General features: G+C 32.6%; 25 protein-coding genes and 1 riboswitch. Of the genes, 6 read left to right on the plus strand and 19 right to left on the minus strand.

Features of this window, described 5'->3' with window-relative positions; translation table 11 throughout:
- Positions 1–10: 10 nt before the first annotated feature.
- On the minus strand, positions 11–541 hold the full coding sequence (locus tag NSQ40_RS13380) for a hypothetical protein (RefSeq protein ID WP_033797628.1): 531 nt from the start codon (positions 539–541) through the stop codon (positions 11–13).
- A 140-nt stretch (positions 542–681) separates the two neighbouring features.
- Positions 682–1,200 (minus strand): GrpB family protein, encoded by a 519-nt coding sequence (locus NSQ40_RS13385; RefSeq protein WP_003203547.1) that lies wholly within the window; start codon positions 1,198–1,200, stop codon positions 682–684.
- A 129-nt stretch (positions 1,201–1,329) separates the two neighbouring features.
- Between NSQ40_RS13385 and NSQ40_RS13390 the strand changes: the two genes are divergently transcribed.
- A complete protein-coding gene (locus NSQ40_RS13390) occupies positions 1,330–2,202 on the plus strand; it encodes a serine/threonine protein kinase (protein WP_033797629.1) in 873 nt (290 codons plus the stop codon).
- Between the two features lie 110 nt (positions 2,203–2,312).
- A complete protein-coding gene (locus NSQ40_RS13395) occupies positions 2,313–3,578 on the plus strand; it encodes a HAMP domain-containing histidine kinase (protein WP_258248396.1) in 1,266 nt (421 codons plus the stop codon).
- A 545-nt stretch (positions 3,579–4,123) separates the two neighbouring features.
- On the opposite strand, the gene NSQ40_RS13400 is transcribed toward NSQ40_RS13395, so the two are convergent.
- Positions 4,124–4,918: an alpha/beta fold hydrolase gene (locus NSQ40_RS13400; protein ID WP_033797631.1), complete on the minus strand. Its 795-nt coding sequence runs from the start codon at positions 4,916–4,918 to the stop codon at positions 4,124–4,126.
- A 686-nt stretch (positions 4,919–5,604) separates the two neighbouring features.
- On the opposite strand from NSQ40_RS13400, the gene NSQ40_RS13405 reads away from it, so the two are divergent.
- The gene (locus tag NSQ40_RS13405) at positions 5,605–5,907 is read left to right on the plus strand and encodes a hypothetical protein (protein ID WP_033797632.1); all 303 of its coding nucleotides are present in this window, start codon (positions 5,605–5,607) and stop codon (positions 5,905–5,907) included.
- 258 nt (positions 5,908–6,165) lie between these two features.
- Here the strand turns inward: NSQ40_RS13405 and NSQ40_RS13410 are convergent, their stop codons facing one another.
- The 4 genes from NSQ40_RS13410 to NSQ40_RS13425 form a co-directional block, all read right to left on the minus strand.
- Positions 6,166–6,264 (minus strand): YjcZ family sporulation protein, encoded by a 99-nt coding sequence (locus NSQ40_RS13410; RefSeq protein WP_018765986.1) that lies wholly within the window; start codon positions 6,262–6,264, stop codon positions 6,166–6,168.
- A gap of 168 nt (positions 6,265–6,432) precedes the next feature.
- Complete coding sequence (locus NSQ40_RS13415; RefSeq protein WP_033796175.1) at positions 6,433–7,260, minus strand: energy-coupling factor transporter transmembrane component T family protein; 828 nt, start codon at positions 7,258–7,260, stop codon at positions 6,433–6,435.
- Positions 7,253–8,953, minus strand: coding sequence for an ABC transporter ATP-binding protein (locus tag NSQ40_RS13420; RefSeq protein WP_033797633.1), 1,701 nt, complete (start codon positions 8,951–8,953; stop codon positions 7,253–7,255). Before NSQ40_RS13420 ends, NSQ40_RS13415 begins: the two co-directional genes overlap by 8 nt.
- 10 nt (positions 8,954–8,963) lie before the next feature.
- Positions 8,964–9,512: an ECF-type riboflavin transporter substrate-binding protein gene (locus NSQ40_RS13425; RefSeq protein ID WP_018765989.1), complete on the minus strand. Its 549-nt coding sequence runs from the start codon at positions 9,510–9,512 to the stop codon at positions 8,964–8,966.
- A 146-nt stretch (positions 9,513–9,658) separates the two neighbouring features.
- A riboswitch (SAM riboswitch) is annotated at positions 9,659–9,776 on the minus strand.
- A 157-nt stretch (positions 9,777–9,933) separates the two neighbouring features.
- On the opposite strand from NSQ40_RS13425, the gene NSQ40_RS13430 reads away from it, so the two are divergent.
- Positions 9,934–10,614 (plus strand): aspartate/glutamate racemase family protein, encoded by a 681-nt coding sequence (locus NSQ40_RS13430; RefSeq protein ID WP_003207241.1) that lies wholly within the window; start codon positions 9,934–9,936, stop codon positions 10,612–10,614.
- A gap of 134 nt (positions 10,615–10,748) precedes the next feature.
- Here the strand turns inward: NSQ40_RS13430 and NSQ40_RS13435 are convergent, their stop codons facing one another.
- The 3 genes from NSQ40_RS13435 to NSQ40_RS13445 form a co-directional block, all read right to left on the minus strand.
- Positions 10,749–12,530, minus strand: coding sequence for a PAS domain-containing sensor histidine kinase (locus tag NSQ40_RS13435; RefSeq protein WP_098101050.1), 1,782 nt, complete (start codon positions 12,528–12,530; stop codon positions 10,749–10,751).
- A gap of 331 nt (positions 12,531–12,861) precedes the next feature.
- The gene (locus NSQ40_RS13440; protein ID WP_341286120.1) at positions 12,862–13,722 is read right to left on the minus strand and encodes a Cof-type HAD-IIB family hydrolase; all 861 of its coding nucleotides are present in this window, start codon (positions 13,720–13,722) and stop codon (positions 12,862–12,864) included.
- A 340-nt stretch (positions 13,723–14,062) separates the two neighbouring features.
- Positions 14,063–15,274 (minus strand): cytochrome P450, encoded by a 1,212-nt coding sequence (locus NSQ40_RS13445; protein WP_033796173.1) that lies wholly within the window; start codon positions 15,272–15,274, stop codon positions 14,063–14,065.
- Positions 15,275–15,412: 138 nt separating this feature from the next.
- Here NSQ40_RS13445 and NSQ40_RS13450 point away from each other — a divergent pair, with 138 nt between their 5' ends.
- Positions 15,413–15,910: a PadR family transcriptional regulator gene (locus tag NSQ40_RS13450; RefSeq protein WP_003204485.1), complete on the plus strand. Its 498-nt coding sequence runs from the start codon at positions 15,413–15,415 to the stop codon at positions 15,908–15,910.
- A 97-nt stretch (positions 15,911–16,007) separates the two neighbouring features.
- On the opposite strand, the gene NSQ40_RS13455 is transcribed toward NSQ40_RS13450, so the two are convergent.
- Positions 16,008–16,163 carry a DUF1540 domain-containing protein gene (locus NSQ40_RS13455; RefSeq protein ID WP_003204488.1) on the minus strand — a complete coding sequence of 52 codons (156 nt, stop codon included), beginning with the start codon at positions 16,161–16,163 and terminating at the stop codon, positions 16,008–16,010.
- 190 nt (positions 16,164–16,353) lie between these two features.
- Here NSQ40_RS13455 and NSQ40_RS13460 point away from each other — a divergent pair, with 190 nt between their 5' ends.
- The gene (locus NSQ40_RS13460; protein ID WP_258248394.1) at positions 16,354–16,701 is read left to right on the plus strand and encodes a hypothetical protein; all 348 of its coding nucleotides are present in this window, start codon (positions 16,354–16,356) and stop codon (positions 16,699–16,701) included.
- A gap of 91 nt (positions 16,702–16,792) precedes the next feature.
- Here the strand turns inward: NSQ40_RS13460 and NSQ40_RS13465 are convergent, their stop codons facing one another.
- The 8 genes from NSQ40_RS13465 to NSQ40_RS13500 all read right to left on the minus strand — a co-directional run bounded on the left by NSQ40_RS13465 (position 16,793) and on the right by NSQ40_RS13500 (position 24,003).
- Positions 16,793–17,431 carry a Vat family streptogramin A O-acetyltransferase gene (locus NSQ40_RS13465; RefSeq protein ID WP_018765995.1) on the minus strand — a complete coding sequence of 213 codons (639 nt, stop codon included), beginning with the start codon at positions 17,429–17,431 and terminating at the stop codon, positions 16,793–16,795.
- Entirely contained in the window at positions 17,421–18,692 is a 1,272-nt protein-coding gene (locus NSQ40_RS13470) for an MFS transporter (protein WP_003204494.1), read from the minus strand. The genes NSQ40_RS13465 and NSQ40_RS13470 overlap by 11 nt, the downstream gene beginning before the upstream one ends.
- A gap of 276 nt (positions 18,693–18,968) precedes the next feature.
- On the minus strand, positions 18,969–20,204 hold the full coding sequence (locus NSQ40_RS13475) for a cytochrome P450 family protein (RefSeq protein WP_097793751.1): 1,236 nt from the start codon (positions 20,202–20,204) through the stop codon (positions 18,969–18,971).
- 200 nt (positions 20,205–20,404) lie between these two features.
- On the minus strand, positions 20,405–20,821 hold the full coding sequence (locus NSQ40_RS13480; protein ID WP_003204498.1) for a hypothetical protein: 417 nt from the start codon (positions 20,819–20,821) through the stop codon (positions 20,405–20,407).
- A gap of 231 nt (positions 20,822–21,052) precedes the next feature.
- Complete coding sequence (locus NSQ40_RS13485; RefSeq protein WP_006094935.1) at positions 21,053–22,066, minus strand: DUF1835 domain-containing protein; 1,014 nt, start codon at positions 22,064–22,066, stop codon at positions 21,053–21,055.
- 73 nt (positions 22,067–22,139) lie between these two features.
- Positions 22,140–22,556, minus strand: coding sequence for a DUF3995 domain-containing protein (locus NSQ40_RS13490; RefSeq protein ID WP_033798887.1), 417 nt, complete (start codon positions 22,554–22,556; stop codon positions 22,140–22,142).
- 259 nt (positions 22,557–22,815) lie between these two features.
- Entirely contained in the window at positions 22,816–23,082 is a 267-nt protein-coding gene (locus tag NSQ40_RS13495; RefSeq protein WP_097787227.1) for a hypothetical protein, read from the minus strand.
- A gap of 153 nt (positions 23,083–23,235) precedes the next feature.
- On the minus strand, positions 23,236–24,003 hold the full coding sequence (locus tag NSQ40_RS13500; protein WP_018780565.1) for a DUF3959 family protein: 768 nt from the start codon (positions 24,001–24,003) through the stop codon (positions 23,236–23,238).
- Positions 24,004–24,033 lie beyond the last annotated feature (30 nt).

The raw sequence follows: 24,033 nt of genomic DNA on the forward strand, positions 1-24,033 counted from the left end.
CTAATTCCTCCTATATTATTAAATGAATGATCAATCCTAATCCAAATAGAATCGCAATCATTTGATGTATGCTTCGATATAATACCGATTTTTTTCTGTCTTTAACCTTATTCAAAAGAATTCCAACAACTCCTAGCAATACTAAGCTACCAAAAGCAAATATGCCGCTGTAAATCTGTATCATATGGTGATTTCCCCTTATAAAAAAATAAACTCCATGTGTTGTTGCAACAGCTAATACAGCATAACCGATAAACATATGATATTTCTTTGCTAACATATATAATTCTTTCATATACTTGAATCCGGGTATTTTATTTTTGTGTAAAAACAGCCAAATATGACGTAAAAACCAAAGTGATGCAGCTGCAATCGCACCATATTCACCAAGAGAACCAAGATTTTTATTTACGCTTTTTAATCCTATTTGATCTCCTAGCATAAAGTTTACGATAAACATTGTAACACTAAATGCAATCACACAAGCTCCTGCGATCTTTATAAACAAATTAAAAATTTGACTTCCGAACGTTTTCTTCATTTTGCATCCCTCTTTCAATTTCAAAACATCACTACATTCCAAATTGTAGCAATCAAAAAAGAAAAAAGAATGAAAGAAAGATTAGAATAAGATGAGAAATACTTTATGTGAACTAAAAAACAAATTTCCCACCGTAATTTTTATATGTATAGATTTTCTTTCGCCAGTGTAATGATCCTTTGAATAAAAGGTTCTTTTGCATTAGTATACGCCACTCGATTAAATGGATACTTCATAGCAAGCTCGTATTTTAATTGTTTGTATTCCACACGTGCCCATTCATGATTTTTCATAAAATCACGAAATAATAAATTGTTTTTCCAATCTTGACCACCGTGCGTATAGACGTGTAAATGATGTGTACCTGCTCTCCATTTCCCTTTTCTAAAAAAACGCCTCTGCGGAAAATGTTTATGAAATACATATTCATATCCTATTGTTTGCAATGGTTCTATCCAATGATCAACTAATTTTAAATCTTTAACACCTATCATCATATCAATAAGAGGTTTAGCATTTAACCCTTCTACTGACGTACTTCCGATATGTTCAATCGCTAAGATGTCCTTTTTTAGCAATGTGATAAATTTCTCTTTCTCCTTCACAAATTCCGTATGCCAATTTAAATTATACGGTTCAATGATTATTTCTTTATCCATCTTTTACTCCTTTCATAATAATTACATAGCTTTAAAAGTAATTCTTTTTAACTAATCAAAACAGGATTTTTATTACTCTCCTCGAATTTATTAATATTTAATCTCATTATATAAAATAAGAGGTGTAAAATGAACGAAATTCCAGTCACACTTAGCTTTGATGATGTAACTTTTAAATTAAAAGAATATCAAGATTTTGAATGGCTTGTGAAGCTTGGTAGAGTGTTTACTGTATTTGATCAACAAGATTCTGGCAATATATGCTTTGGTATTGAAATAGATGGTCAGAAAAGATTTGTTAAATATGCTGGTGCAAAAACAATGGAATATTCGGGAAATCCAGATGCCGCTGTTACTAGATTAAAAGAAGCTATTTTTCTTTATGAAGAATTAAAACACGATCATCTAATCGAATTAATTGATCATTATGAAGTAGAAAACGGTTATGTGGCAATCTTTAATTGGTTTACCGGAGAATGCCTTCATTCCCATTGGTCATTTCCACCACTAGCGAAATATAGTAATCCTAGTTCTCCGTTCTATCGCTATAAACAATTATCAATTGAAGAACGTCTTATTTCACTAGATCATATTTTTTCTTTCCATGTTCATGTTGAAAGAAAAAATTATGTAGCAATAGATTTTTATGATGGAAGCATTTTGTATGACTTTGAAACAAAGATAACAAAGATTTGTGATATCGATTTATATCAGAAGAAACCTTATATCAATACAATGGGAAGACTTTGGGGATCATCACGATTTATGTCACCTGAGGAATTCGAACTTGATGCAGTGATTGATGAGAAAACAAATGTATTTAATATGGGAGCAATCGCTTTTGCGTTCTTAGGAGGGGAACTCGATCGTTCTTTCACTAAATGGGAAGCAGGGAAAGAATTGTATGACGTAGCAGCTCGTACGATAGAAAAAAATAGAAATCAACGTTATGCATCAGTTGAAGAATTTCACTTAGCATGGGAATTTGCTCGAAACAAATAACAATTCAAAAGTAATCACAGTCCTTATTCCAATAATTAAAACATGAAGAAGTTGTATTTTTCCGGTATAATACTTATAGTACTGAAAACTACAATAATGAGGCATGCTAGATGAATTTTGTATACATTAACCAAAACGTATTAAATAATCTGCTTTACATTTTAAGCAGCACCTTTGTTTTTTATTTTATATATAATAATGAAATATTTTTTAAAAACTATAAAAAGATTCTTATCATTATATGCACTAGTATACCATTGATTTTATGTATGAAATTCCCTATATACATAGACGAAAACTGCGTTCACGACTTAAGACAGATCCCTTTTTTAATAGGTACACTTTATGGTGGTTTACCAGTTGGGATCGCTTTATTATCTATCATGTTATTGATTCGGTTTGTTTTTTATGGTGTTAACTTTTTAACAGTTATTGTTTATATTACCATGCTTATTTTCACTGCCTATTCTTCTTCTAAATTTAATCAATTAAACAGAAGAAAGAAGCTTATCATGTCAATGACTTTACCTTTTTTCCTTGCTTTACTTACAACCTTTATCGCTGTTGTTCTGTCAGATTTCCCAATTACAAATTCATATATCACTTATTTTATTCTACTCCCTCCAATTGTCATGTTATTTGTTGTATATATAAATGAGGTTTTAAGAGATGCCGTTATTATGAGGTCTAAATTAGTAAAGATGGAGAAGATGGAGATTGTGAGTCAACTTGCTGCGAGTATTTCACATGAAGTAAGAAATCCTCTTACCGTAGTAAAAGGTTTTACTCAACTCCTTAAAACTCCAGATTTACCACAAGAATCGCGAGAACAATATATTGAACATATTCTTGGAGAGCTAAACCGCGCTCAGGTTATCATTGATGACTACTTAACATTTGCTAAGCCAGCATCACAAAAAGTTGATAACATTGTAATAGATCAAGAATTAAAAAGAATAATAAGTATGATGATGCCATTATGTAATATGAATTCTATAAATGTTTCTGAGAATTTAGTAACAGGTTCCATCACTGGGAATACACAACATTTTCAGCAATGCTTTTTAAACTTAATAAAGAACAGTATTGAAGCGATGCCAAATGGCGGAAAACTAAGTATCAAATCATCTGCTTGTGAAAACAAAATTACTATTGTCATTAAAGATAGTGGAATTGGGATGACACAAGAGCAAATCAATCGATTTGGTGAACCTTATTTTAGTACAAAAAAAAGAGGAACAGGTTTAGGTACGATGGTTGCAGTGAAAATCATTGAAACGATGAATGGTACTTTAGATATAAATAGTATTGTTAATAAAGGAACCACTTTAACGATCACATTTCCACAAAATAATGAGATTGCTAAAAAACACTAACATTTTGATTTAAAAGGAGCTTCCTATGCTCCTTTTTGTTTTTCACTACATAAATTGAAATTTTAATCAATGTTTTTTCTCCATCCCCCACTGATTATTAGCCTTCACTAATCAGGTATTTACTAACATTTCATCTCCCGCCTAACTTCATTGTTTTCGATGATTTTTAAAGCGGGAATATTACTACTAGTTAATACAAAATAAGATATGCTTTTCATAAACCTTGGCTTAAATTATTTATATATGAACCCTCCTATAAAAGGTCCTGGCTATAGCTAACTTGAAGGTATTCCTTCTTTACTCCATTTTTTATTACCTAACATAGTTGTACCACTTCTCGTATATTTACTCATTAGGTTTTACATTCGCAAGACTCCATCCGCATCAATCACCGGTACGCAAAAATAATTCGAAATATTTAGGAGGGATAACTTGAGCGCTCACTACTCTTTCACATATCAATTATCAAACGGAGCATGATAGCTCCTTTCCCATTAAATATTTAGCACAATAAACGCATATAACTTCGAAATAAATATACTTTTTTATGGGTAAAGAAAAAGTCTCATCTCAGTATGAATAAAAGCAAACTGCTGAATCATTTCATTTAGGCATCTCGCTGCTTTTGTAGGAATTTGATGCTTTACGTTATCAATGAATTTTAATTCATTACATGGCAATTTTTCATGTAGTAATTTGGCATGACTATAAAATACTTTATCTTTCTTACCATACACCAACAAAACCGGAAGCTGAATATTTCTAAGCTGATTAGTACAATCATAATGCAAACTATAACAATAATACTGCCAGATATTTTTGCCATTCCCTTTTCGTGCCTCTTTAAACATCTTTCTGAACAATTTATGTGTATTTGAGTTGCTCCATGAAATAGACCATGCTAAAAATGAAACTGCCCCCGCTTTCGCAAGTTTCACGCCAAGTGAAATCTTATTCTTTAGATATCCATCCCTCACTTCTGACATTCCCCCGATTAGAATACCTCCTAACGCTCTTTCAGCAAAGGCCAATAAAAATTCTAATGCGATAGAGCTTCCAGTCGAATATCCACATACAAATGCTTTCTTAATCTCTAAATGATCCAACAAACATCTAATGTCTTCAGCAATCAGTGGATAGGTTATCGGTTGTTTTGAATACTGACTCCTTCCGTGTCCTCTAATATCAAAAGCAATCACCTTAAAATTTTGGGATAATCCCTCTATTTGATACTCAAAATTCACACATGTAAGTACAGGAGGATGAATAAAAACAATAGGAACCCCTTTTCCCTTAACGATATAGTACAGACTACTACCATCTACATCCAACATTGGCATGTATGTAATCACCTCAACAATCTAAAATTATTCCCAACTCTTTTTCAAAAAAACAGTAACTCTAAAAAATGATGCATACTAAAAATTGATTTTAGTACATGAGTATTTTCCTTTTGTTATTAATTTCTTTATAATTTGTTAGCTATAAGCTGTCGATATTATTCTGTTATACGTTCCTGATAACGTTGAAGCTGATTTTCGTTTAAAAAAATGAATTTAGTCGCTCCTCAAGTTTTTCTTTTAATCTTTTCATTTATTTAGACAGAAAAACAGATGGTCTTTTTTTTGAATGTTATGCTATAAAATAACCTCTTACAGTACACTTGACGATGTGTCTTTTCCCTCATTTCTGTTATTATGTGGCACTTCTTTTTTTCTATTCTGGTAACTATTTAGAATAAATTACGATGGATTTCCCTTATGAATCACACATAAAATTACAATAATTCTTTTTAATCCCATTTTCCAATATGCTGCATCTCATTGATTAAATAAACATTATGTAAATGAATTTTAAATCCTTATTTATCTGTACATGTTTCCCTTTGTAATGAGTAAACTTAGGGTTTTTAGGAAAAAAGAATCAAGAAATGTTAGCATAAATTCCGATAAAATATTGCAACATAAATCATGTGAAATTGAACTTAGTGTTTCTTTTTCCTAATTATCTTTACAGGGGGTAAAAAATGAATACTCTTAACTTCTTGATGTCACTATTCAATTCTAGAAGAAGAACTCAGCGAATGTTTAGATTATTTAGAAATAGACGGAATAACAATAGAAGCTGGATTTGGTTTTCTTTACTAGGATTAGGAACAGTTTTTAGTGTAGTAGCAACACGTAATTCAAATATGATGAAACCTATTCAACGTTTGTTCCAAGGTGTTCAAAATACAACAAAAACATTTATTCCATCCAAAGTAAATTTGGCAAATATAGAATTTGCCGATGAAATTACGCCTAACAGTCAAAAGAGACTAGGTAATTAAAACCAATAACTATCGTGAATAATAAAAACTCGTCTTTTAGTCACAAGTATTTACAATATTAAAAAATCATGTAAATTAAACGAATTTTCCGGAAATCAACCTTATTATTTCGGTGAAATTTCAACATAAAAAAAGGAGCATAGCAGCTCCTTTTTTTATGTTGAATCTCGTATTGATACTAAAAAAGTATCTTTAATGGTTTTTCTGATTACATGATTCTGTGACGAATGATTAAAAAGTTATATGTTTTTAATACCCTCAGCCCCAGCAGCTGCATCCAACAATAATTAATAAAATAAATAACACAACTAATAAAGCAAAACTTCCACCAAAACCACAAGAACCACCGAAACTCATACTCTCTCCTCCTTTTAGTATAAAACTAATGGATAATGAAATTGATCGTTTATTAACAGGTTCGTATTATACAGTATGTTTCTATGTCATTTTTGAGCATGTCTTGGATAAATTTAAAAAGACATTCCTCTGAGTGCCTAAATTTTATCCTAATAACATCCAGAAAACTTACAATGGATACCAAAACCCTTTGAAAATATTGAACTTTAGGTAAATGGCCAGTACTAAAATTATAATGCCGATAACGAGCCCTAGATAATCCTCTTGTTTTGCTTTTGTTGTAAAATACCATGTTCGCTTCTCTTTTTTTCCGAATCCTCGTAAGTCCATTGCATTTGAAACCGTATCAATTCGCTCTAAAGAATGAATAACAAGTGGCCAAAAGATGAGTACCCGATTTTTAATACGTTCCCAAAAATTCGTCTCTCCTCTTTCAAATGGTACACCTCTTGCTTCTTGAGCGTGCTTAATCAATTTGTATTCCGCTTGTATATTCGGTATGTAACGAAGCGCAATGTTTATTGCATAGGCAATCTTATATGGTAAGCCAATTTTATGCAGGCTGCTAGCGAACTCACTTGGATGTGTCGTGTATATGAAAATAAGTGTAAATGGTAATAACGTAAAATACTTTAATGAGAGCGTAAGAGCATAAAATAGTGTTTCAAATGTAATCGTAGCATATCCAATATGCAAGAATGCTGTACTTGTACCAGTTAACTCAGATCCATGAGTTGGTGTAATCAATAAAATCATCATTGAATTTAGCATACTAAATGTGAAAATAACACTAAATATAATTACAATTTTTTTTATAGGGATTTTAGCGATCACTAATCCTAAACAACCAATGAAAAACAAGCATAATAAAATACGAAAATCAAAAAATATAAACGTAAGAGTCATCCAAATTATAAATAACAACAATTTAATTGCGCCGTCCATACGATGAAAATATGTATGATTATCTATATAAAATAAATCTGATTTATTCATAATCCCCTCTCCTTTTTGCCTCCATATACATTTGTACAAAAACATCTGGAAAAGGGACTTTACTCAAATTGGCCAAAGTTGTTAGCGAACTCTCCTGTAAATTAGCTTGTTGTAATACTTCGCTATTTGCTAATACGCTTGGAACAGTATCATTAGCAAGTATTTTCCCTTTATGAAGGACAACTGCACGGTCTGCATATTCTAAAGCTAGATTCATATCATGTGTAATAAAGATGAATGATATTCCTTGTGCCGCTAGTAGGCTTATACAAGACATAAATTGTTTATAATGAAAATAATCTTGTCCTGCTGTTGGCTCGTCTAATATGATAAGCTTCGGATTCCTTGTTAAAACCGATGCAATGGTAAGCCTCTTTTTTTGTCCATAACTTAACGCTTGAATAGGCCAATTTCGGAATGGATATAATCCACAAATTCGCAATGCATCTTCTACGCGTTTATTTATTTCTGCGCTAGAAGTCTTCTTTAATTTTAATGAAAAAGCAACTTCATCCCAAACAGTAGATTGTGTAATCATGTGATTAGGATTTTGCATGACATAGGAGATCACTTCTCCACGCTTTCGAATAGACCATGAACTTATATTTTCATTATCAAGTACAATTCCCCCTTCCTTCGCTTTGTTCATTCCCGTTAATGTATGTGCAAATGTAGACTTACCTGCACCATTATGGCCTAATAATGCTACAATTTCTCCCTTTTGTATAGAGAGTGTTATATCCCTTAATGTAAAATCTTTTTGCGAATATGAAAATGATATATTTTCTATTTCACATAAGATTTCTTTTTTTTGTTGTTCTTTAAACATGGTAGAATTTAACATCCATTGCTTAATCGCTTTATTCACATTTTCATGATCTAAACTTTCAATTGGATATAATTCTTCATCTAAAATATTCATTCTTATATTTTTTAATGCTTCAATATATACAGGTTCTCTTAACCCTATTTTTTGTAGCATGTTTGTTTGTAAAATTCTTTTTGGTGAATCAACCGCTACAATTTTTCCTTCTTCTATTAATATGATTTTATCAAGGTCTAATTTTAATATTTCTTCTATTCTATGCTCAATAATAACAACTGTTTTATTAAATTGTTGATGCACCTTTCGTATAAGTTCTACTGTTTTCAAACTACTCATGGGGTCTAAGTTTGCTAATGGCTCATCAAATAGTAATATGTCAGCTTCTGTTGTTAACAGTCCAGCAAGAGAAACAGTTTGTTTTTGACCACCAGATAATTCATACGGGCTTCGTAGATGAAACGTATGCATCTGTACTTTCTGTAGTGAGTCCATAACAACAGCCTTCATTTTCTCCTGTTCTACACAATCGTTTTCTAATGAGAATGCAACATCTTCTCCTACGGTTAAACCAATAAACTGAGAATCTTGATCTTGTAAAATAGTTCCTACATGCTTGCTTTGCTCAAAAATACTACCTTTTCGCGGATCCTTACCACATATTGAAATGTTCCCAGTACTTGATCCCTCATATGAAAAAGGGATAAGCCCATTTATACAATGGGCCAATGTTGATTTTCCTGATCCACTTCGACCGGCAATCAATACTTTTTCACCTGGATAAATACGGAATGTAACATCCTTTAAAGTAGGTTCTGTCACTTGTTTATATTGAAATGTAAATTGTTCAAAGGAAATAATCGGCTTCATTGTAATCTCCCTACTTTTCAATCTTCAAATGTGTATGTTTTTTATTTGCTTTCGCTAATCCCAGTGTGATTGGTAAACCAAGAATTAAGAATACAAGGATATCTGCAATCGTTGCACCGAATACTTGAATAACAATTTTATCCAAAGGTTCACCCATAACGATAATATCAAAAGCACCGGCAAATATGATTGCAATGACAATCCCGATTAAACCTGTTATAGCAAAATATGAAATATCTCGATTACGAAATGTTCCATTTTTCACACTGAAACTTGCTCGTTTTTGTACAAGTCCCATCGTAAATCCAATAATACCTGAGCTAAGTACCCATCCCCACCATATTCCCCATCCAGCGATGGTATCTGTCACTATATGACCGATAAGACCAATCAAAAGTCCTGCAATCGGCCCGAAAATCGCACCAAAAATTGTTAATATAGCCAAAGCAGGCTTTATAAATGTGTTTGGCGCAATTGAAAATCCCCATAGACCTAATACACCATATATTGCAGAACCGATTCCAATTGCTACGACTAATTTTGTAGATAATTTGTTCATATGAATTCCCCTTTCATTCTAGTTAGTTTATATTAGTCCTATATGTATAAGAAAATTAAATTATGCGTCTTCACTTCCTTTCTTCTCAATTTCTCAATAAAAAATGACCCCTTTTATAAGAGGTCATTTTTTATTGAGATATGATCCTCTTATCTTTCAAAAGACAATATGTCTTTTGCGGAATTAGCACCTTCCTATTTGTATGAATAAATAGGGGTTGCTGAGGTTTCATAGGGCCGTTCCCTCCATCTCTCTGGATAAGTATTCGTTTGTAATTTGTATTATTGCATTAACGCAAGTTAATTTCAATATTTTTCTCACTATTTTTATTTTTCTTAAAACAATCGAATAAATCATTGTATTCTTATCGGAATTATGGAATAATTAGCATAACAAAACATGTTAACGGGAGGAATTTGACATGAAAGTAATCGGATTAATTGGTGGATTAAGTTGGGAATCAACGTCTCTTTATTATAAACATATTAATACACTAACTCTATCTCAGTATAATCATAATGCAAAGCTTGTTCTATATAGCATGGATTTTGGCGAAGTGACAAATTTATTACAAAATCAACAATATGAGGAAGTGCAAAATCAACTCGTTCAAGTAGCAAAAAAAATAGAGTGTTCCGGTGCAGATTGTATACTTATGTGCTCAAATACAGTACATCAATTTGCGGAAGAAGTAGAACAAGCAATCTCTATCCCCCTTCTTCATATTGGTGATGTCAGTGCTGAAGAAATTGTTGAACATGATGTGAAACGGATTGGTTTACTTGGAACAAAACAAACAATGGAACAGGACTTTTATAAAACAAGACTAGCTAATTATGGTGTTGAAACAATTATTCCGAAAGAAGATGAACGAAATTTCATTCATCATGTCATTCTTCACGAATTGAGTAAAGGGATTATTTCACAGCAATCTAAAGTACGTTTCTTACAAATCATTCAAAAACTTATTGAAAATGGTGCAGAAGGAATTTTATTAGGTTGTACAGAAATACCGTTACTTATTTCACAGAAAGACCTTTCTATTCCTGTATTTGATACTGCTTTTTTACATGCAAAAACTGCTGTACAATTCGCTGGATAATAGATAAACAACTGTATAATTTATAAGAACTCTTTAACTCTCAAAATAAATTAATATATAACAAAAGCTATCTTACAAATCATAAGATAGCTTTTTAACTCTATTATTATATGAACCGGAAAGTAATAATATCCTCATAAAGCCCCTGTTATAGGTAACATTGCTACACAAGAAGTAACTTGCTCACTTTGAAACATTGGTAAATAGATTGTAACTGATGTTCCTATTCCTACCTCACTCATAATACTAATTCTTCCTTGATGACTTTCAATAATTTTATAACTGAGCATTAGTCCAATCCCAGTTCCTTTCTCTTTCGTACTATAAAAAGGTTCACCAAGTCTTTTAATTCTTTCTTCAGGAATTCCTACGCCCTCATCAACCATATTAATCATAACTTCTTCACGCTCTGATTTTTTTACATAAATAGAGATTTCCCCTCCATTTGGCATTGCTTCAATTGAGTTTTGTAAAATATTAATAAAAACTTGTTTTAATTGATTTTCACAACAATCTATCATTAGTTCTTTTGATTCTATATGGAGATTAATTTGAATATTTGTCATGATTGCCTTCGTGTTGATTAATGAAACGACATTTTTTAATATCGAGCAGAGGTTTTTCTTTTCAGTTGAAATGACATCAGTTTTTGCAATCGATAAAAACTCATGAAGTATAGCTTCAATTCTTTCGATTTCTGATAGCATAAGATCAAAATATTTATCTTGATCTTCTTGGTTAATTTGAAATAATTGAATAAACCCTTTGATTACGGTTAATGGATTTCTAACTTCATGTGCTACCCCGGCAGCTAACTGTCCAATTGCTGCAAGTGTATCAGATTTATTCAATAACTCCTCAGTCTTTTTCCGCTCGGTAATATCTCGAACGATTATCATAATCTTATCTTGTAAGAGTGGTAAACATCTAGCTTCAAAGAAACTAACACTTCCTTTAAGTGTTAACGGATATTCAACAATAACTGTCGATTCCTTTTGTTGTACTTGATGAATTGCTTCTTGAAATTGTTGTGCTACAGGTGATGGCAAGACTTCATAAAATTTCTTCCCCATAAAGGATTCTGCAGGTACGTAAAACTTAGCTGGTGAACCTGCTTTATAGTCTATAATTGTTCCATCAGCCTCAGTTAAGAAACACAAATCCGGTAATGCTTTAAAAATAAGCTCTAACTCAGAAGTTTGCTGTTTTAATTGCTCTTCAATTCCTTTTCGATGAGTAATATCAACTCCAACTGCCCAATAACTATAACCAGCTACTGGGAACTGCTCCGAAATATTTGACCACATGATTGTTTTTATTTCCCCATTTTTGCATGTTAAATTCATTTCCCAATCTCGAAAACTTTTTCCGCGAATCGAAAATTTCTTTTGAAGTTGTCTGCGATAACTTTCATCAGGATATAACAGTTCAAGTGCTTTGGGATTTCCAACGATTTCTTCTGCAGCATAGCCTGTTACGAGCTCGCATTCACGATTCCATAATATAAAATTCCCATTTTTATCAAGAGCATCGACCATAATGGGCATATTTTGTAAGATTGTATGTAGCTGTTCTTCTTTTTGAGAAAGTAAATGTATATTTTTTGTTTGGTTTTGAAGTTTATTCATTGCACCATCTACAATGAGATTTGAAAGCATTTCGAAGTATTTATAACAAGTACGGATGTCATTTTTAATTGCACAAACAATAAATGATCCAAGGTGTTGCTCATGTAAAAAGATAGGGATTTCAATTTTTGTAAGTTGTATATTTTCTTCTTGATTCATACCAAATGAAAAAACACATTCCATATTTTGATCAAGAAGTTGATGTGAAATGTTTGTTAATTTATAAAATTGTTCTGCCATGGTTTCTATTGTGTTCACATCAATGAGTTCCAATAGCCGCGCATTCATTCTCTTTCCACCTCTATATGTAAATTTAATACCAATTTTTACTCACGCCTCTCCATTATACGAATAATGTTCTTATAGGTATATAGCAAGAGCATAATTATTCAAATAAATTTTATTTTTCAATTAAAAATTATTTGAAATGATATATAATCTTATTAATATAAATATGCAATGATCTAAATATTCACAAATTATTCACAAATTATTTGAAAATCATATACAATTCTTCCAATATATTCTATATAATAAAATGCAATAAGGTATTCTATGAATCTCATAGAATACCTTACCCCTAATAAAAAATAAAAAAGAATCCTTGATGGATTCTTTTTTATTTTTTTACCATGACATATTGATAAAGAGCATGTGCAACTCCATGTTCTTCATTCGATAATGTTTCATAGTGACAAATCCGTTTAATTTCGTCCACTGCATTTCCCATTGCGATAGATATATGTGCCTTTTCCATCATAGAAATGTCATTTAGCCCATCACCTATTGCAACAGTATTTACCACCGGAATATTAAGATGTTCTGCTAAAGTATATAAACCATTCCCCTTTTGAGCGTCACAATGATTAATCTCTAAATTATGCCAATACGAAGCAGTAATTGCTAGCTCTGTATTATGTTGAAAATGCATTTTTAATTTTTGTAATTTCTCTTCATTATAGGAGAATGGTAAAAGCTTATGCACATAAATCTCTTCTTCTAATATCGATTTACAACTTTCTGTGATATGAAATGCTGTATGTTCAAGATACAATGCTGCGATGACTTCAAGTTCTTTCTGATCAATATCTTTATTTGACCTTTTTATCCATTCTATTTCATGATTCACACTTTCTTCACCATATGCCGGAACGTATACACCTCGATCTGTATACAGTTGATAATACATCCGATTTTGTTCAAGATATTCAACAATTTCAAAGGCATGTGTATTTTGAATAGGGTATCTCTTCATCATTTTTTGATCCACATAAATAAGAGCACCGTTTTCTGCAATAATAGGACATTGTAAATCAGCTTCCAGTAGTAAACGTTCAATATCTACGAGAGAACGTCCTGTACAAATCGCTACTACATGCCCCTGCTCCTGGCATTTTTGAATAGCTTCTGCATTTTCTTTACTAATCATTTTATTTCTTGAAAGAAGAGTTCCATCTAAATCGATTGTAATTAGTTTCATTGTTCCGTCACCACTTTCTATAAATAAACATGCTTGTATAAAGTGAAACTTAAATCAGTGGAGCCCACTAATTATTCGTCTTCACTAATCGAGATTTTACAGGCAGTTGATTCCTCCAGTTCCTTCCACTAAGATTAAAGGTGGATGGCTTCCTATTCACAAATAGCGGGATAAATACACAAATTAGGTATCGTTTCCATATTCACTTTGTCAAACACAACTTAGTTATAATTTATGAAAAGCGTTTCAGGTCAAGAAATATTTTTTAGTTTGTTAAAAAAACATATTAAAAAAATGAAACCCCTACTTAGAATAGGGGTTTTCATTTTTTTAATATGCTTCATTTCTTTAAAAGGATAGGAAACCGCTTTAACGTTTGTTCATTCTCTAATATACAGTTCTCTAAATGAAAGGATGGTGAAAGTTCTAGCTTTTTAAAATTCCTAATAAACGTAGTTAATGCAACTTCAGCTTCTAAACGAGCAAGTGGTGCGCCTAAACAAAAGTGAGGTCCTTTGCCAAATGTTAAATGTTTTTCATTTCCAGGTCGATGTAAATCAAAGCAATCTGCTTGTGAAAATTTATTTTCATCTAAATTGGCAGCGCTTATCCACGTAACAATCATTTGTCCTTTTTTCATTTTCGGTCCAAATATTGTTGTATCTTCCGTTATAGTACGGGCTAATGTAACAGGGAAACGATAACGTAGTACCTCTTCTATCGCTTTAGGAATCAGCTCTGGACTTTCGCTTAATTCTTTGTATACCTTAGGTGCATCTACTAAAAAGCAATAAAAGCTATTAATAATAAGGTTTGTAGTGGTTTCATTCCCTGCGGCTAAAAGTCCTAATGAAAATGTCACAATTTCCTCATCAGTCAATCTTTCTCCCTCATACTCCGCTCTGATCAGGTCTGAAATAATATCTTCTTTCAAATGGTATCGTTTCTCTTGAACAATCGGGAGAAGATAAGATTTAAATTTATGTAAAGCAACTTCTTTCTGCTTATCTAAATCGCTAAACTTCTCTTTACTATATGGCATAAACAAAATATCTGACCACATCTTAATTTTTTTTCTATCTGTTGTTGGAACACCTAATAAATCAGAAATAACGGTTACAGGTAGAATTGCAGCAAACTGCTCTACAATATCAATTTCATCATAATTATTCATATCTTTCACAAGTTCATTTGCAATTGCTTGTATCTGTGGCTTCCACTGCTGAAGACTTCTTGGGGTAAATGCCTTTGAAACAATTGAGCGAACATTTCGATGCTCTGGAGGATCAGAAGAGTTTAAATTTACTCTTGTGTCTAAAGGCGGAACGGAAAATTGACGACGATCTCTTCTGCTTGAAAATAGGCGATAATCAGATAAAACACGGTTCACATCATTATATAAAAAAACATTCCATACATCCTGCTCCGCATCATAATAGACCGGATGATTTTCCCTCATATGCTTATACCACTCATAAGGGTTCCACAGCGCTTCTTTTGTTTTGAGCTTTGAAATTTCATGAACCAAAATTACATTTTCAGGCGAATTCATAGTTCTTTCCTCCCTTTTCTTTTAAAATAAAGTAATAGGTAGGCAGTTCAAAGATGTATAGACTAACATATGTTATTTTAACATATGTACAGGGGATATTTACGGATATAAACTTGAGAAAAAATTAGGAGGATACATATGTATGTTGATATTTTACTACTCGCAGAATTAACTTCTGGACCAAAGTATGGTTATGAAATAAAGAAAAACATTCAAAATCGTCTTGGAGAAAATTTTGAATTGAATCATAACATGCTCTATCCTGCCCTTCGGCGTTTTGAAGATATGGGAGCAATTACAAAAAAGATTCATCAACAAATAGGTAAACCAAACCGTAACATTTACGCATTAACTCCTACAGGTGAAGAAATCTTTTATGAAATGATGCGAGAGTTTCCAGAGAAACTAGCTGCTAATGCTGCTGAATTTCTTGTACGTGTTGCACTGTTTGAGAAATTGGATTGCGAAGCTCGTAAAGAAGTTTTAACGACTCGTCAAAATGTGCTATATACACAATTAACCTCTATTCAATCCCTAGCTGAAACTTCACTTTTTATTTCTGAAGTCATACAACATAGAAAATCATGTATTGAACATGAGCTAGCTTGGATTACTTCTCTTATGAAAAAAATATAAAAAATGACAAAAAAGCAAATATAGTGAATGAAAATGAAATTTATTATCAATAATATAATTAATAAAAGGGCAACCCGGTGCGGTTACCCTTTATCGTTTAAGCTTCAGGAATAAATGTTTTGCAATCCGTTTCTTCTGTTGTAGATGCTTGGTTACCTTTATGACTTACTACATAAATTGCATCTGCATTACATTTGTTTCCGTTACCCCAATATTTGCAGTTGTTTACTTCGCATAAAACATCTTGTGCCATAAGTATCACACCTCCTTATTCTTTTATCATTAACAAATTTGAGAGGTATGATACTTCTATTTTTTTCTTTGTATTGATACTACGCTTGCTAATTATCATGAAAAATTGGACAAGAAAAACATTTCCCTCAAATTTTTTCTCTATTATATAATTAACTTATTATTTAAGAAATGATAAAGGAGATTGTATAATGAAAGATCCGTGGAACCCTACAACACAAGAAATTATTGAATGGGCTTATACAGAACATGCTGTTTTCCCTGAGCAAGACTGGGACTTATCGATATGCGATAATACAGCAGAAATTATACTGAGTATTGCAAGTGATACAAATTGTCCCAATCAAACTTTTTTTCTTCACTGTTTATATCTATTAGTTGGAGATGCTATTCGAACTCGCGGAAATACATATAATATAGAATCTCTTCAAAACATCTTACAAAGTGCAACAAATTCAACGAATTCAGCTATTTTTAAATGGGTTGAACGCTCCCGAACTCTTCTAGCTAAGCCAGAAACATTTTGTTACGACTTATGATGTGACGGTGGTTTTGTTTATAAAATTGATAAAGCGAATGAAAAAAGGAGGACTCATCTTTCGTAATGGAGCCCTCCTTTTTTCATATTTTTCACACTGAAGCGTCTGCTAATTTTTTCAACGCTTCCATATTCCCACTTACAATTACATCAATATTTTTAGAAATAATCTTAATGTCCAAGTCCCACCACTTTATTTCTAACAATTCATTTATTACATCATTTGAAAATCTCTTTTTTATCTCAGTAGCAGGATTACCACCAACAATTGTATATGGTGGAACGTCTTTTGTTATAACCGCTTTAGCAGCAATAATTGCTCCGTCCCCTATCTTCACTCCGGGCATAATCGTCGCATCCATACCAATCCATACATCATTTCCGATAACCGTATCTCCTTTAAACGGTAAATCAGAAAGTGTAGGTGTGAATTTCTCCCAGCCATGACCGAAAATATTAAATGGATACGCTGAAAATCCATCCATTTTATGGTTTGCGCCATTCATAATACATGTAACTCCAGGTGCTACGCAGCAAAATTTCCCCATAACCAATCGGTCTCCAAAAAATTCATAATGGTATAGCACTTGATCTTCGAATGTTTCTTCATTTTTTGAATCATAATAAGAATAATCTCCAACAATAATATTTGGTTTTGTTATTGTATTTTTAATGAAATGAACACTCTTATTTCCTTCAATCGGATATTGCACATTTGGATTAGGATTCATGCTGGACAGCACCACCTTCATTTGAAGTTCCTACTACTGGTTTCAAATTATATATTGGCAAAATAAATAATGAACCAATAATAAATAGTAATGCTGTTCCTTCATACATTGTGCTAAGTGAAAATACTTCTTTTAATGAACCGGCAATACTCATCGTTAATACCATCGAACCCGTAAATAAAGGACTTAAAATCCCATTTACTCGTCCGATAAAGTCTGTATCCGAGTTTTGAATAATAAGCGTATTTATTCCAATTTGGATACAAGGAAGTGCTAGACCGCTGAAAAACTGAGCAATGAGTGTAATCCATAAATTTGTAGAAAATCCGATGATACCAATGCCAACGGCCTGTGCAAACATGCCTAAAATTAACATCTTTTGCGGAGCAACATTTTTGGCAAATACCATCGCTAAAGCTCCTCCAATAATCATTCCAGCTCCATTTACAGTGAGTAGCCATTGTAAACTTTCTTTTGATAAATCTAATTGTTCAGTTACGATAAAAATACCTAGTGGCTGAATCAGACCAATCCCTAATCCTGCTGCCATAAAACAAATTCCGAGTAATGTTAGTGTCTTCTTTGCCTTTACATATTTAATTCCATCCACCATCTCTTGCAATAAGCTAACTTTTTTCTTTTCTTCTTGTTCTTCAATATCTCTTGGAAGAAATAGCAAGACTAAAGCCGCAAATAAAAAAGCAATTCCTGTCACAATAATAGAAGTGTAAATTCCGAAGGCTTGAAATATAAACGTGCCAAGTATAGGACCTAATACCATGAAAATCGCAAAAATGGTTTGATATAATGACATAGCCAACTGTACTTCTTCTGTAGATAGATGTTGTTTAAATAATTTCATACCTGAAGGCTGTGAAAATTGCGAAAGAATTGCAGAGATAAGTGTAACGAAAAATACTACCTTCCAAGTACCAAACATAAGTGTAAACAATACTGCAAATACTGATAACGAACTTAAGGCTTCACACCAAATCATCGTCCTTTTTGGCTTCCACCTATCTGCAAACGTTCCTCCTATAAATGAAAAGATAAAAATCGGCGCAAATTCAGCAACTGAAATCATTGAAATGGCAAACGCATCACCATTGGTCATTTCCATTACATACAGCAGTACCGCAAAGTTTCGGATCCAAATTCCTATCTGGAGAAATAATGCTGAAGCAATAATTGCTTGCACAAATCGATTTTTTAGTACTACAGATATATTACTTTTTTGTTTAGCTTCTATATTCATAGACATAATAAAGCCCCCTATTCTACATTCTGAATAGGAGGCAGCACCATCATCATATTATAAAAGTCAGTTTATTCGCAGTGCGAAAATACATCCCTTTTACATATAAAAATGTACATACTAATCCTATTCAGAAGAATATTTCGTTTTATAACGAAGATTTCTTAAAAAATAGAATTAGTTGATCATTGGGATGTCTTCACCCTTCCGTTTCGATTTTAAATGACACATACATACTCTATGTGAACGAAATACAATGTATGCACGTCTCAAATACCTATTCTAGAAAGTTAACGGCAATTCCTCTAAAGAACGCATTAAATAATTGCCTTGCCATTTAATTTTTTCGCGTTCCCCTTTTATTTGGATTTTAGGTATACGTTTTAACAATGTGGCAATTGCAATTTTTGCTTCTAAACGAGCAAGCGGGGCTCCTAAACAAAAATGACTTCCATGTCCAAATGCAATGTGGCGGTTATTTTCCCTCGTAATATCAAAAACGTCCGGATTCACAAAGACATTCTCATCACGATTTGCCGACGCTAGTGAAATGATTACCATATCCCCTTTTTGAATCTCTTGATCATGAATCATAAAAGGTTCAGTTGCCCAACGTGCCGTCGTAATTTCAACGGGAGAATAATAACGTAATCCTTCTTCAATCGCTGAATCAATAAGTTGGGGCTTTTCTTTTAATAACTGCAGTTGATCTGGATTTTCTAACAATGCTAATACCGTATTGGTTATAAGATTCACAGTCGTTTCATGTCCTGCGACAATAAGCAACATAATCATTGAATAAAGTTCTGGTGCACTTAATTTACTTCCTTCGCTTTCCACCTGAATTAATCCACTAACTAAGTCTTCTTTCGGCTCTTTCCTTTTTACATCCACTAAATATTGAAGATATGTAATAAACTCGGATAGTTTTTCTTCATTTTCCTTTATTTCCTCTGGTGTTTCAGGGGAAGCAATTACCGCATGAGACCATATTCTAAATCTTTCTTGATCATCTTTTGGAACGCCAAGCATTTCACTAATTACATTGATTGGTAATGGAAAGGCGTAGTCATTAACAAGATTTAGGGAATGCTTATATTCTACACGGTCTAATAAAGTATCCGCGATATTCTGAATACGTTCATCTAATTGTGAAATCATTTTAGGAGTAAAAGCCTTTTGAACTAGTGCTCGTAAACGACTATGATCAGGTGGATCTGAATTTAACATATGTTTCGTTAAGTGGTCACTATTTTCAAGAGAAAGAAATGGTTTTAATCTTTCTTGAGAAAATACATTTTCTGGATTTTTCTTTAAGCGAGAATCTTTTAAAAGTGGTAATGCATCTTCATATCTTGTAATAAGCCATTCTGTCCACAGTTCACTCTTATATACGAACAAAATTGGTTGTGATGCGCGTGATTCTTTATAAATTTCATATGCATCTTCTTTAAAACCTGCAGAGGCTAACTGAATACCATCTTCTATTTTGAGGCCAACTTTGTTTTTAAAAAACATTGCATTCCCTCACTCTCATCTATTTGTAAAAAGCACTTCAACATATGAATTATAACTCATGAATAGTGAGAAAATTGTAAATTTTTCGTTGCGATCTTACTTTATATATTGAAAAATAATTCATTTCAAAAAACAAACGATAAGAAGATATTTTCTTCTTATCGCCTATTAGTGTTTCTTTCCTACATTTTGTTTTATCACTAAGCAAAGCACATGAAATTACTAATTTGCTGGTATCGGTAACTTACTTTCCGGCGACGTCCGGCTTGCCAAGTATATCCCGATACTCCATTTCTTCTCACTTCAGTTGGGAAAAACCATAAATCTCTTCCGAATGGTCCTGGTCGATGCAATCGTAAATATCCCCATCTGCCTAAACAATTACACATCCATGATTTCATATTACTACTTTGTGCAGGAGTGGCGAATGTTGATGGTAAAGATGGTACTTGTGATGGCGGTGGTGACGTCGGAGCATCTTCCGCATCATCAGGTCTATATTCTTCAAGCTCCACATCTCTTAGTTCATCAGATGTTTCATAACCAGAAGTTTGTGGGTTATAATATGCTGTTTGATTATAATCTACATATGGAAAATACGTTGGTTGATTATACATTAAAAAACTCACCTCTTATGATTAATTACTTTATCCAATCATATGTTGTATTGCTCCTATGGGAAGCTTATTTATATAGCCCAAAATAGAAGTTGAGAGATTCTATTTTGAAATAACTGTAAAACAATAGAGGTGTTCTCATTTCCTTTTCCGAACAAAAAAGCCCAATTTTTCAGCTTTAATGCTGAGAAATTGGGCTTTTTAAAATGGACACTGTAAAACCGTACTTTCCTAACGGTTCCTCTTCTTCAACTTAACGCTATAATAGCGCATTGCTTTTAATGTACCTTCCATTTCAAATACACCTTGCTGGATTAATGTACGCAAGCGATATTCAAGAAAAACATCTCCAATTACTTGCTCAATATGCCCAAGAACTTCTCCTACTAACCTTGGTGCCTTACAGAAAGATCTTGTTGTTTCTAATCTTTCTGCACATTCAATAATGAAAGAATCGAAATAATCTTCTTGTACGGATTGAACTTGGTTTTCATTCCAAAGTCGTAATAAATCCGTAGTTTGAGAGAGTAATTCCCATTCTTGTTCAAAAGTTTTTCGTGCTTCATTAGCCAGTGATGAATCTTTTTCGTACTTTTCATAAATAACTGCTAGTTTCTCTGAAGATAACCCTCCTGTCCCGCGTATATCATAGCCTTCTAGGAACAGTTCTCTATATGCTTCAGATGTGTTAATTACACGAATATTATCTCGATCTTGTAAATGTGCAAGGACAAAACAAAGGCCCACATGTTCATGTGCATTATCAGCTTTCCAAATTGTAATTGGTATATCTTGAGGAATAGACTGTAATTCTTTCATTGATTGTCTGAATGTTGATAAATATTCTTCTTCAAAATAAAGATCATAAGAGTTTAAACTTCTAGATAGCCATTGCTGGCGAGCTACTTGTCCAGCTTCTAACTTCAATTGATGAATTGGGCCGATAGAGAACGCATCGGAGAAAAGAATAACATAGTCTTCTGTTAAATTAGCTTGTTTCAGCATATGTTTAATACACCCAGCTGGCGAGTCACCAAATGCAATATGTACATGTTTACTCTCTTTAATATGTAGCTTAGGTTTTTGTGATTCAATGAGTTGTTTTGGGATTTCTGTTAAAATGTCCATTCTATCTTCGCTTGGCTCTGTTTCCATTAAATCAAGTTGAATTAAGATGAAGCGGAGTAATGATTTTGCTTCATCTTCTGGCATATTATCGATTACTTTACTTAAATTATCTATCATGTACTTCCCTCTATTCGTTTCTAAAATAATGTAATTTATAGTGTAACATATAATGAGACGCATGCTATTCTTTTCATCTAATAATTGCTAGGAGAAATGAAAAAGATAAAAAAGCACACAATGGAATAAACAACATTGTATCCATTTTCGCAAAATATGTATCTTTTTTTCTTTTAAATATGTCAAAGTAATTGAATTCTCCAACCACTCTTAATCCAAATACAAACATACAAATCCAAGAACCGATTTGAACGATGACATGTGGAATAAAAGAGGAAATAACATTTGCCTGTAATAATAAAAGTAACGCTGCTATACATAGTAATAGCGCAACTAATAATGTCATACCAGTTCCAGGAGTAAAAGCTTTTTCTCCTGACTCAGTTGGAATCGCTGCCTTTATTCCCCATTTCCCGCCAAATGCCCAGTAAACATGTAATAAACTAATACATACTAAGAGACATGCTGATATAGTGATGATAATGAGCAATATTAACACCTCCATCAATGTGTTTCTTTTAAGATTAAGAATATTCAACTAAACAACAATTAGCAATCTATTTCTAAATTGTTCACAATACCGCCATTTGTAATGTTATTTAATCTTCAATCTTGATATTCTGATACCGTATAAAAACAATTGAATATAAAGTCATTAAGTTTTACTTGTAATTAGCAGGCGTGTACATTGGATAAGTTGCATATTTCTTTAATTCCTTTCACTGGGTTGAATTTCCTAAATGAAGATGCTATTTTAGATCATTAGATGAAATTATATGTTCTGTTTTTATATCTTCAATCTTTTTCTTTATTTCATTACTGATTTCTATTTGTTTTTCTCTTTGCTCATCTAATATCTCCTCTTTAATCCCTTCTAAATTCAGTGCAATTTCATATATTGCTTGTAGCTTCCCTTCTACAGGTTTATTTTCAGCTTTTTGTATATAGTAAATTGTCATTCCTAAACCTACAGAAACTATAATACTTGCAATGGCCATATTACTTAATTTTCTCATAGTATTCTCTTCTTATCATTAATCATATATTCTCTTCTACGTGAAAATTTCCAATAATTAAGATGTTTAATATATTAAAGTGAAAACCCGCAATACCCCATCGAATTGTATACAGGGGCGTTGCGGGTTCAAATATTTGTATAAAAACATCCTCTATGCATTATAACGATTTCTTCGTCGTTCCATCCTTGTTTGTCCTTGCATTGTTTCAACTTCATGATGTTGCTGCTCTGTTTGCGTTGTATGATACGTTGCTGTCTTTTCTTCACGATTTGGTTCATACGTACGTGTTTCTTTTGAGTTAGAAGATTTTCTACTAAACTTTGGCATCTTCACTTTCAATCTTGGTAAACTCGGAATACGAATTTTAAAATTCGGTTTAATTCGTTTCTTTTTTTGTTTGAATAGATTTGTTTTTTCTTGTTTTTCATTGATACTACCACGCTTTAGCATGTTGGCAAACAATCCACCAAGTAAAAATCCAACTACTAGCAAAAGTAAATACAGTCGTTCTGAAGTCAATAAGTTCATAATACGTCCAAGAACGACTAATGATTTGGCTTGTTTAATATCCCATAATAAGCCACCCCATAATGCCAGTAACCCTAAGGTAATTGCATAGGTGCGGAACCGGAATAATAATGGAATTACCGCAATACATGCAGCGATTTTTGCGTTTGCTAGTAAAGAACTAGTTGTTACGTATTGATTCCAAATTGCGAGCAAGAACGTGATAAATATAGTGTAAGCGAGCCAACTACATATTCGTGAATACATTCGTTTTGCATAATAGCTTCCAAAACTCGTGAAAAACAATAGTCCTCCTAAATAAAATGACAATTCAAGAGGAATTTTTTTCATAATACCTGCAATGGGGAACAGGAAGCTGAGTACCATTAAAAGCACATCAAGTTTCTTCAAAACTCTCATCCCTTTCAGTTTTCTATCTTT

Source organism: Bacillus sp. FSL K6-6038 (genome assembly GCF_038050455.1).
Lineage (GTDB): Bacteria > Bacillota > Bacilli > Bacillales > Bacillaceae_G > Bacillus_A > Bacillus_A pseudomycoides.